Below are 9,292 nucleotides of genomic sequence, written 5' to 3' on the forward strand. Positions count from 1 at the left end.
AGCGCTGCAGGGGTTGTAGTGTCGTATTTATCTGGCACTATACATTCATACAGTCAACGAGTTGAAGCCGTTGTGTTAACAGCCACCAAAGTACGCATCTACCCCACCCCCGAACAGGCTGATTTCTTGAATCAGCAATTCGGCGCGGTGCGGTTTACGTACAACAAGGCACTGCACATTATCAGCTCGCAGTACAAGCGCCATGGCACCAAGCTGCGCGCTAAGAAAGACCTCAAGCCGTTGTTGGCGGTGGCGAAGAAGTCTCGCAACTACCACTGGCTCAAAGCATTTGATTCTATCGCACTGCAACAGGCGTGCATTAACCTGGATCGCGCCTTCCAGAACTTCTTTAACCCCCAGCTTAAAGCCCGCTATCCGCGTTTTAAACGCAAGCATGGCAAGCAATCGAGCTATCACTGCACCAGCGTTAAGGCGGGTAATGACTGGATCAAAGTCCCCAAGCTTACGCCGATTAAAGCCCGAATCCATCGAGAGATCGCCGGCACGCTGAAAAGCATCACACTGACCCGCACCCCCACGGGCAAGTATTTTGCCTCGCTGCTGGTGGAGGATGGTGTGGAGGCAGCCGCACCGCTGCAAACGGTGGAGACGGTGCTGGGGGTCGATATGGGCTTAACGCATCTGGCCATCGACTCCACTGGCCGCAAGGTCGCCAATCCTCGCTTCTTGAAGCTGGCGTCTGCCAACCTACGCCGCAAGCAGAAAGCGCTTTCACGCTGCCAGAAAGGTAGCAAGCGCCGTACGAAAGCGCGGCTAATGCTCGCCAAGGCGCACGAGCGGCTGGCGAATGTGCGTGCTGACTTCCAGCACAAACTGTCTCGACAACTCATTGACGACAACCAAGCGGTGGTGGTCGAGACACTGAGCGTGAAAAACATGCTCAAAAACCGCAAGCTGGCCAAGCATATTGCCGATGCCAGTTGGAGCAGGTTGATCGAAAAACTGGCGTATAAGGCGAAGCAGCAAGGCAAGCATCTGGTCAGAATCGACCAATGGTTCGCCAGCTCCAAAACCTGCGCGGGCTGCGGCCACAAAGTCGAACAAATGCCCCTCAGTGTCCGCACCTGGGATTGCCCAAGCTGTGGCACAAAGGCGATTGACCGTGACGTAAACGCCGCGATCACTATTCGCCAGCAAGGCATTTTAAAATTAAAGGCGGAAGGGCTGTCCGTCTCTGCCCATCGAGGCCTGTGTAAGACCGGTCACGCACCGGCTGCGGCCTAAGACGTGGGAAGCCTCACCCGTGGTTGCGTAGCGACGTAGGGTGGGGAGCAGTCACCGTCTAATTTTCCTGTGTTGATGGCGTTGGTGGGCGCTTGGAATAGTCAGTTCTTACATATACCAACCCATGCCGTGCTGCCTTATGATGGCCGCTTAAAGAGTCTACCTGCATACTTACAGCAGTTGGAGATGGAATCTAACGGCAAAAGCGTGGGTCGCGATGGTCATTCGGTTAATCATGCCACTTGCCCTATTATGTGGGGCGATGTTGGGCCAAATGCTCAGCATGCGTTTTATCAGCTACTTCATCAGGGCAGCCACACGGTAAGTGCAGACTTTATTGCTGTGGCATCACGCCCCGCGGTAGCCTCTGAAAAAGTGAACCATGCGCTGCAGTCTCAGGAAGCGCTCACCCTGGCAAACTGCTTAGCCCAAGCGCAGCTGTTTGCGCTGGGAGATGACGCCATTCCCCAGGCGTTGCGGGGTTATATGGCGCAGGGTTATCGCGGTAACCAGCCTAATTCTGTTTTACTCTTAAAAGTGCTGGATGCGTGGACGATTGGAGCGCTGCTGTCGCTTTACGAGCATAAGGTGTTTGTACAATCGGTGCTGTGGAACCTCAATCCCTTCGACCAGCCAGGGGTAGAGCTTGGTAAGCAGCTAGCGACCAGCCTTTATCACACGTTATCGGGTAAGCCAGTCGAGCAGCAAAACGTCGAAGACCCAAGTACTGAGCAGCTGCTGCGTAAAGTAACTGAGTGGCGCGAATAGTTTAACGAAAAAGGAAGTATGTAATGTCCCAAGTGCGCAAAGCGATTATCCCGGTCGCCGGTTTCGGTACACGGCTATTGCCGATCAGCAAGGCGATCCCGAAAGAGATGGTGCCTGTTGTTGATCGCCCGCTCATTCAGCACGTGGTAGAAGAAGCGCTGGCGGCAGGCATTAATGAGATTATTTTAGTAACAAGAGCAGGGAAGTCGGCGATTGAAGACCACTTTGATGCTCATTTCGAGCTTGAGCACTCGCTGGCAAGTAAGGGTAAAGATGCGCTGCTTGAAACGCTTTCTGCCATTTCGCCTAAACAGCTAAAAGTCACCAGCGTACGCCAGCCCAATGCCAAAGGCCTGGGCCACGCTATTTTCTGTGCTGCACATTTGCTGGATAAAGATGAACCGTTTGCGGTGATCCTTCCGGATGTACTGGTGAAGCCCCAAGTAGGCAGCACTGCCTGTGACCTGGGCAGCATGGTAGCGCGTTGGAATGCCAACGACGCCTCCCAGATCATGGTGGAAGCCGTTCCCCAGGAAGAGGTCTACCGTTACGGGATTGTGGACTGTGACGAGCCTGCTGCTGGTGAGAGCGCCACAATGCGCGGTGTGGTTGAAAAGCCAACGCCAGAGGATGCCCCTTCGCGTCTTTCCGTCATTGGTCGTTATGTGTTGCCGTATCGCATTATGGAACTGCTGCGTGACCAGCCGCCGGGCGCTGGCAATGAAATCCAGCTGACCGATGCCATTGACCGCTTAATGCAGGAAGGCAAAACCGTACAGGCATTCCGCATGCACGGCCGCACCTTCGACTGCGGGCACATCGAGGGCTGGTTGAAAGCCAATACCACGCTCGCCCGCGAAGCAGGTTACGATATTTGATGCTGTCTTAATAAGTGTGTTTCATTAAAGCCGCTCAGCTGATCACTGTAGCGGCTTTTTTTCGCCCAACACATGGAGGAAAGGTATGCACGATTTGCTTGAGCAAGTGTTAGGCATTGCCTACAAAGCCAATGAGGCCATTATGTCGGTTTATGCCCGCAGCTTTAGTGTTGAGCTAAAAGCCGATAAAAGCCCGCTCACGGAGGCAGACCAAGCTGCTCATAACGTGATTATGCAGGGATTGCAGGCGCTTTCTCTGCAGTTACCTATTCTCTCTGAAGAAGATATTGAAGGATTTACTGGGGTAGACAGCGAAGGCCGTTATTGGCTGGTAGACCCGCTGGATGGCACTAAAGAATTTATCAAGCGCAATGGTGAATTTACGGTCAACATTGCGCTGATTCAGAACGGAAAGCCAGTATTGGGCGTGGTGACCGCGCCTGCTCTCGACATTGCTTACTTAGCGGCTGAAGGAGTAGGGGCATTTAAGATAGAAAATGGTCAGCGTTATGCTATTCAAACAGCAGGAAAACCAGCGCCTGATAATGTGTGGCGAGTCATGGGTAGTCGTTCTCACCCAAGTCCAGATTTAGCAGCCTGGCTGGATAAATTAGGCCGCCACCAAGTTCAGCCTATGGGGAGTTCGCTCAAATTTGGGCTTATCGCGGAAGGTAAAGCTGATGTTTACCCGCGCCTAGGCCCTACCTGCTTATGGGATACTGCGGCCGCCCACGCTGTTGTTCTTCAAGCGGGCGGCCGAGTAGAAAATTTAGAAGGTGATTCACTTAGCTATGCGAATCCCAACCAACAACTAAACCCTCATTTTGTAGTGTGGAGTTATTGATTAAAAAAAAGCAAGGCACGGCGCTATTAATGGCCAAGTGCAACACCTGACCCATCCGGTATGGTGTTGCTATGACTCACTGCTATCTTCACCTCTCTGCTGAAGACCGAGCTGCCTTCATGCTGATGCGTGCTCACCACTCGATCCGTGCCATCGCGCAGCAATTGGGACGTGCACCCAGCACCATCTCACGGGAACTGGCACGCCACACGACTGGTGATCCTGGCGAAAGAGGATGGCACTAATGCCACAGCGGCGGCAGTGGTCTTCAGCGAAAAGCTCCATGAGGTGCCGCGAGCCCTGCGCCTATCCATGACCTACGACCAAGGCAGAGAGATGGTGAAGGCCGAGATTACTCAGAAGATCGGTACCACGATCTACTTCGTTGACCCGCATAGCCCATGGCAACAGGGTTCCAATGAGAACACCAATGGACTGCTGCGACAGTACCTGCCGAAGGGCACGGGCTTGTCGGTCTACAGCCATGAAAAGCTCGACGCCATCGCCGACTCACTGAACACACGGCCTCGCAAGACGTTGGACTGGCGAACGCCGCTGGAAGTCTTCGCCGAGGTGTTCAAGAAGTCGGTCACTGGCCCGAGCACCCTTCAATAGCATTGCGCTTGGAACTTGAGACCATCGTATTCAAAAACCTATTATGCGGTGATGCCGCTGGTTGTCACTACGGGCGACTATGATCAAGGTAAATGTTGATTGGGTGGCTCGCCTTGCTGTAATAGGCTTATCTGCGCTAACTCTCGCGCTTCGCCGGGCGGCATGCCGAAACGTGCTTTAAACGCGTTATAGAACCAAGAAAGGTTGTTAAACCCAGATCGGAAAGCCACTTCTTGAACAGGAGGTGGCGTCAAGGAGGGGGAAGTAAGCTCGTTGAGTGCACTGGTTAACCGCTTTTCTAATAAATAATCCGTAAACGAGGTGCCTTCGTCTCTAAATAGAGACCGAATATAGCTGGTTGACACTTTATGGCGCAACGCTAGGTCATCCAGTGATAACGGGAGCCTGAAGTGTGTATTTATATCAATTTTGATTGCTTTTAAGCGTGCCTTTTTCAAGCTGCTACGACTGGCATGAAAGCCGACACTTCGCTTAGAGCCCAACGTAAGGCAGGCAAGGTCAAACAGTTGGCGGGTGATTTGCATCGTAGTGGCGTTATCAATGTCATTACTTTGCTGCGTGAGATCAAGCGCTATGCGTGTGATGTGGTTAAGCGTCTCATTGTGGTGAAAAAGGTGGTCGTACAGCTTATTAGAGCTTTGTAAAAAAGGCGCCAGCTGAGAGCGTGAAAAGGCAACGCTCAAAAACTCTACGCTATCACCCTGAAAATCAACGCTACCCGATTGATAATTCATGACCACACGCGCCGAACCTGGCACACACAAAAGGGACGGGTTTGATTGCAGATTGGATTGCCAAACCCCAGAGCCACCTGGGTGAATAAGAAACGTAATATCGTCATTACCGTCTGTCACTTGCCTTTTGCCACGAGTTGCTTTTAACGAAGATGTGGTGACGTGGGCAATCGAAACACCGGGAAGTAATCGAACTCTTGTTTGAATATCGGGATGTGTGTTTTTTTGGGCATGAAGCTCAACGTTTGCCATTGCACCGTAAGCTTCTTGTGCAGCCTCTAATCTATCTTCTGGTTCAAACTGATTGGTCGAGAACGAAATGAACGCCATTGCTTCACCTTTCCGCTAACGCTATTGATATTGTTTGAGTGCAATAGCGTTGACATTTTCCTCTACTTTTGACGCAAGAGGTGTGGTGCGTGTGTAGGAGCTGAGGCTGGTAAAAAGCTAAGCTTTGAATTGCTTGCATGTAGCTCGCGTCTGGACAGTAAGCCCACTCACATTGTTCCAATCTGGTTTTATCGACCAAATTCCGTAACCAGGCCAAGTGCATGAGGTTTCTCATTCTACCGAATTGGTATTTCTTAGCTCAGGCATGCTTCCACGCTTTCTCAACTAAAAAATATCGATTCGGTAGCGCTGAGTGGAAGTCGTGCCTAAGACGTTAATGCTAGGATCATTTATGGACTCATGAAACCAAGATTGTAAAACGCGTGGATCCACGGTAGGCATGGGAGCCACATGTCCTGCGAGGTGTGGAGGTCTTAGAGCGATGGGTGACGCGGATTGAATGAGTGGCTTTAGTGGAGGCTAGAGAAAAAGGTTGCTCATATAAATGAAATAATAAATAGCGAAAAATAGGGGACTCAATGTTTATTTCGCGATACATGCATTCGATGACCAGCACCATAACGGTTCTTATTGTTGTGATGGCGTCAGGCGCGACAGCTAACCAGGCCCACGGTGGTTTATTAGACGTTTACCAGTTGGCGAGAGACAACGACCCTATTTTTAGAGAGCAGTTCTACGGCAAGCAGGCAGCCGATGAACTCTACTATCAGGCGCGCTCAGCCCTGTTGCCACAGGTCTCAGTAACGGCCAGCCAATCACAAACTTATCAAAATATCCGACAGTCAGATAATGAAAGCTTTGATAGCGGCTCTGTATCGTTTCCTACTACACGCTATGGTGCATCTATTTCGCAGTCTGTCTATGACTACGCACGTTGGTCATCCTTTGCTCAATCGAAAAAGGAAATCCGTCAGGCAGCCTCAGAGCTAGAGGTGGTGCGCCAGAACTTGCTGTATCGAGTCGCAGAACGCTACTTCGATGCCTTGTCTATTTATGAAAACCTTTCCTACCTGCAGGCTGAGAAGGGGTCTGTTGAAGCGAATTATCAAGAAGTATTGGCACGCTTTGAAGACGGCCTCACACGCTCAGAAAATATGTTAGACGCTAGGGCGCGATTAGAGCAGGTGAGAGCACGGGAAATTGAAGTTCAAAATGCCTTACGTGATGCCATTGAAGCGTTGGCTGAAATGATTGGTGCGCCGCCACAACAGCTTGTGTTGCTGGGTAGTGATTTACAGCTTTCACGTCCGGATCCCGACTCTCAAGAAGCGTGGGAGACATTGGCAATTGAGCGCAGTCCTCGGCTTAAGGCAGCAGAGCTTGCCACAGAGGTTGCGAATCGGTCGATTGACGTACGTCGTGGGGGGCACTTTCCTACGCTGGATCTACAGCTGAACTATGACTTTGATGATACCGACGGCTCCTTATTTGGGGGCGGTAGTGAGGTTGAAACACAAGAAATAGCCTTACGTCTTAATGTGCCCGTGTATAGCGGCGGACGAACCTCTTCAGAAGTGCGTGAAAGTGTGAGTCTCTTAGAAGCCAGTCGGTCTCAGCTAGAAGGCGTAACGCGTGAGCTACGCCGTGAAGTGAGGTCGAGTTATCAAAGTATTCTTTCGGCAAAAGCGCGTGAACGTTCTTTGCGCCGTTCCCTTGAAGCCAGCGAGCAAGTGGTTGAATCAAGGCAAGTAAGTGTGGAAACGGGCATTGTTCCTCTACGCGACTTATTGGACGCTGAAAGAGATTTGTTTTTTGCGCGAAGCGAATTGGCCGCTGCTAGGTATGACTACCTAATTAACGTATTACGCCTTAAACGAGCTACGGGCGTGATTAATGTTGATGACCTTCGCGAAATCGACGAGAGGATGAATGAGCATGTCAGTATCTCAAACATCTTTAATTAAAACGTCGAACATTGCTTCTGCTAAATCGTCGACTGCACATGCATCGTCAGACATGGCGACCGGGAGTGTGGTCAATGATTTAGAGGCACTAGTGAAAGGTCTCGGCGCCCCTTATCTCGTGGAGCCTTCCGCTAAGTTTCAGCCGGGTCAATGGCGAAGCGACAGATGTTTGTTCGGTATCGACGTGAACACCTTAACAGCCGAGCAGTGGCAATCTCGTCTACAGCCTATGCTACAGCAATTAGGGATGTTGGCAGAGGACGAACAGTCATTCATGCGCCTGCTTTATGCCCCCGACGCTGAGCAAAAAGCGTCACCTCATTACCTGCTGGTAGGGGTGGAGGGCAAGACTAACAAAGTGTATTGGGAGCACTCCCTTTCTCAGCTGCGTCACCATGATCCTATCAACCCCCTAGTGCTTTACAGCGCATGGAAGTGGCAATCTCAACATCCGGCAATAATTACCGACTATGTGATGGCACCGGATGCTCATCAGGCGCAACGACTGATACAACGTGAACTCCAAAATCTGCCCCCTGTGGTAGAGGATTTATTAGAGCAACTTGAAATCATTGCGGCCCTCAAGAACACGCCATGGCCGCCACTTACTGTTGATGTTATCGAGCGTGCGCCACCGCAGGCTTTGTCGCTACCGGCGCCTGATGACCGCACACCGCGTTGCTCTATCAACTTACATCTACATCACTTTGCACCACGGCTAGGCGATATCGCGGCGCCAATGTTTGCCTTAGCACGGGAGTGGCTCAGCGCTGAGCGTGATGAGTTAAGGAAGTGGTTAGCACACTATGGCGATCAGATGCTAAGTAATGTGTCATTAGGTGTTGACCAGCATGCTAAGCCTTTTATGACTTTTTATTACGGTGGGAAGGTAAGTTCATCGTCATAGCGGTGGACTCGTCTCTCTGCCAACAACGCATCGCACGGGCGATACCTCTTAGTACTTAATAAGACATCATTAGGAGAAATTTATATGTCTACCCAGCTGCTGATTTATCGAGACATTCAACCGATTACTCGCGACAAACATAAAGAGCGCTATCTAAAAGTTAGCCGCGATTTCCGTTTCGCGAGTAACGTCAACTCTGTCCCGCTGATGGCGGCTGAATTTCCTGCGGCGGCCACAGACCTGCCGATTGTGTTCACCGCTGCAGAAGACGGCGGTGTGTTACCCGTGGCGATTTTGGGCCTACAGCAAGATGAAAATTATCTCGTGGACGCCGAGGGGCAGTGGCGGGGTGAGTATGTGCCAGCGTTTTTCCGCCGTTATCCCTTTGTATTTGCGTCCAGTGAGTCGGGTGATACGTTCACATTATGCGTCGACGAAGCGTACGAAGGTCTAAACACTGACGGTCGCGGCGAGCGGTTTTTTGATACTGAGGGTGAGCAGACCCAGTATTTAGAACGTATCTTAAACTTTTTGCAGGACTATCAAGCCCATTTCCAGCGCACGCGCGCATTCGGTAAGCGTCTTGTAGAGCTGAATATTCTTGAAGATGTTCAGGCCCAAGTTCGCCAATCTGAAGGTGGCCCACGTACCCTGACTGGTTTTAAAGCCGTCAACCGCGAAAAGCTGAAAAGTTTAGATGAGCAAGCACTGCAAAAAATGCTGGCGACTGACGAGCTAGAGTTGCTCTATATCCACTTGCAGTCAATGCGTAACTTTAACCGCCTAAACCGCTTATCTGCGGGCGGTGAGCATGTTGACGCACAGTCAAAAGGTGACCCTGCTGATGAGGGTATGCCCAGCGAATCCGACCCAGTCCACTAAGTGGGCTGTTTGCTGTAACCCCTATGTACGTATCAATCATTCAATACGACACATAGGGGTACTCAACGCTTTATAAAGCGTGCCAGCGTTAGGCCACTGTCGATCCCCCGTTAAACAGTGGCACATCAAGTAGGAGTTTTGTC

Annotated in this window: 7 protein-coding genes and 2 pseudogenes; 8 read left to right on the top strand and 1 reads right to left on the bottom strand. The window is 51.1% G+C overall.

Features of this window, described 5'->3' with window-relative positions; translation table 11 throughout:
* Positions 1–72 precede the first annotated feature (72 nt).
* From BB497_09655 to BB497_09675, 5 genes and pseudogenes are all read left to right on the top strand, one after another.
* A complete protein-coding gene (locus BB497_09655; GenBank protein AVI62940.1) occupies positions 73–1,245 on the top strand; it encodes a transposase in 1,173 nt (390 codons plus the stop codon).
* 60 nt (positions 1,246–1,305) lie between these two features.
* Positions 1,306–2,013 (top strand): annotated as a pseudogene (locus tag BB497_09660) (glucose-6-phosphate isomerase).
* A 23-nt stretch (positions 2,014–2,036) separates the two neighbouring features.
* Positions 2,037–2,891 carry a UTP--glucose-1-phosphate uridylyltransferase gene (locus tag BB497_09665; protein ID AVI62941.1) on the top strand — a complete coding sequence of 285 codons (855 nt, stop codon included), beginning with the start codon at positions 2,037–2,039 and terminating at the stop codon, positions 2,889–2,891.
* A gap of 85 nt (positions 2,892–2,976) precedes the next feature.
* Complete coding sequence (locus BB497_09670; protein ID AVI62942.1) at positions 2,977–3,735, top strand: 3'(2'),5'-bisphosphate nucleotidase; 759 nt, start codon at positions 2,977–2,979, stop codon at positions 3,733–3,735.
* Between the two features lie 71 nt (positions 3,736–3,806).
* Positions 3,807–4,350, top strand: a pseudogene (locus tag BB497_09675) (hypothetical protein).
* An 83-nt stretch (positions 4,351–4,433) separates the two neighbouring features.
* Here the strand turns inward: BB497_09675 and BB497_09680 are convergent.
* Complete coding sequence (locus tag BB497_09680) at positions 4,434–5,435, bottom strand: AraC family transcriptional regulator (protein ID AVI62943.1); 1,002 nt, start codon at positions 5,433–5,435, stop codon at positions 4,434–4,436.
* A gap of 539 nt (positions 5,436–5,974) precedes the next feature.
* Between BB497_09680 and BB497_09685 the strand changes: the two genes are divergently transcribed.
* The 3 genes from BB497_09685 (at position 5,975) to BB497_09695 (ending at position 9,149) form a co-directional block, all read left to right on the top strand.
* A complete protein-coding gene (locus tag BB497_09685) occupies positions 5,975–7,360 on the top strand; it encodes a channel protein TolC (protein ID AVI62944.1) in 1,386 nt (461 codons plus the stop codon).
* Between the two features lie 67 nt (positions 7,361–7,427).
* Complete coding sequence (locus BB497_09690) at positions 7,428–8,267, top strand: hypothetical protein (protein ID AVI62945.1); 840 nt, start codon at positions 7,428–7,430, stop codon at positions 8,265–8,267.
* 84 nt (positions 8,268–8,351) lie between these two features.
* Entirely contained in the window at positions 8,352–9,149 is a 798-nt protein-coding gene (locus BB497_09695) for a multidrug transporter (GenBank protein ID AVI62946.1), read from the top strand.
* The last annotated feature ends 143 nt before the right edge of the window (positions 9,150–9,292 follow it).

The organism is Halomonas sp. GFAJ-1 (assembly GCA_002966495.1).
Classification (GTDB): Bacteria; Pseudomonadota; Gammaproteobacteria; order Pseudomonadales; family Halomonadaceae; genus Vreelandella.

Bases quoted from the DNA above. Each gene is read 5' to 3' on its own strand.
- BB497_09665 (AVI62941.1), top strand. From the start codon at position 2,037: ATGTCCCAAGTGCGCAAAGCGATTATCCCGGTCGCCGGTTTCGGTACA.
- BB497_09670 (AVI62942.1), top strand. From the start codon at position 2,977: ATGCACGATTTGCTTGAGCAAGTGTTAGGCATTGCCTACAAAGCCAAT.
- BB497_09680 (AVI62943.1), bottom strand. From the start codon at position 5,435: ATGGCGTTCATTTCGTTCTCGACCAATCAGTTTGAACCAGAAGATAGA.
- BB497_09685 (AVI62944.1), top strand. From the start codon at position 5,975: ATGTTTATTTCGCGATACATGCATTCGATGACCAGCACCATAACGGTT.
- BB497_09695 (AVI62946.1), top strand. From the start codon at position 8,352: ATGTCTACCCAGCTGCTGATTTATCGAGACATTCAACCGATTACTCGC.